This window comes from Paenibacillus agaridevorans, assembly GCF_003112455.1.
GTDB lineage: Bacteria > Bacillota > Bacilli > Paenibacillales > Paenibacillaceae > Pristimantibacillus > Pristimantibacillus agaridevorans.
Genome location: NZ_BDQX01000394.1, coordinates 98,401 through 99,392, shown reverse-complemented (window position 1 = coordinate 99,392; position 992 = coordinate 98,401). Strand labels below are relative to the sequence as shown.

Sequence of the window (992 nt, the reverse complement as noted above, 5' to 3'; positions counted from 1 at the left end):
CCGGTCCGCCCGCGCCTTCGTGCGCGGCTATCAAGGTAAGGACGTGTCCAAGGAGCCGTATAAAATTGCCGCGTGCATAAAACATTTTGCGGCATATGGCGCTGCAGAGGGCGGAAGGGACTACAACACCGTCGATATGTCGGAATGGATGCGCCGCGAGTATTACATGCCGTCCTACCGGGCCGCGCTCGAAGAAGGCTGCGAGATGGTCATGACGGCGTTTAATACGGTGGACGGCATCCCTGCGACGGCCAACCGCAAGCTGATGCGCGACCTGCTTCGCGGCGAATGGGGCTTCGACGGCGTGTTGATCTCCGATTGGGGCGCCGTTAAGGAGATGATTCCGCACGGCGTCGCGGAAGACGAGAAGGAATGCGCGCGCAAGGCGATCGAAGCGGGCGTTGATATCGAGATGATGTCGCCATGTTATCCGCATCACCTGCAAGAGCTGGTCGAGGGCGGAGACGTGGACATTCGCCTGCTGGACGAAGGGGTTATGCGCATTCTAAAGCTGAAGCGCAAGCTGGGACTGTTCGAGAATCCGCATCGTTATGCGGATTCTGCTGTTGAACGCGAAGTGCTTTTAAGCGGGGAACATCGCGCTGCCGCGCATGAAGCGGCGCTTAAGTCATGCGTGCTGCTGCAGAACGAAGGAAAAACGCTGCCGCTCGCCAATGTGGCCAAGGTGGCGTTGATCGGGCCGTTCGCGAACAGCGATGACCTGCTCGGTCCTTGGTCGTGCATGGGCAAACGAGAAGAAGTCGTTACGCTTGCAGACGGCATGCGCGGCATTGCCGGATCCTCAGCCGTTACGGCCGTCGGCTGCGGCGGTGCGGAGCGTTTGTCGGACGAAGAGCTCGCAGCCATGCTGGATGCCGCGCGTTCGGCGGACGTCGTTGTGCTTGCGCTCGGCGAAGATTCGGAAATGAGCGGGGAAGCAGGCTGCCGTTCGAAGCTTACGCTGCCGGGACGCCAGCTTGAGCTGGTTCGGC

1 protein-coding gene is annotated in these 992 nt (G+C 60.7%); it reads left to right on the top strand.

The genetic code is table 11. The annotated features are described in order from the left end of the window. Positions 1–992: glycoside hydrolase family 3 N-terminal domain-containing protein (locus tag PAT3040_RS39200; protein WP_258235242.1), on the top strand; the 992-nt coding region annotated here is incomplete at both ends.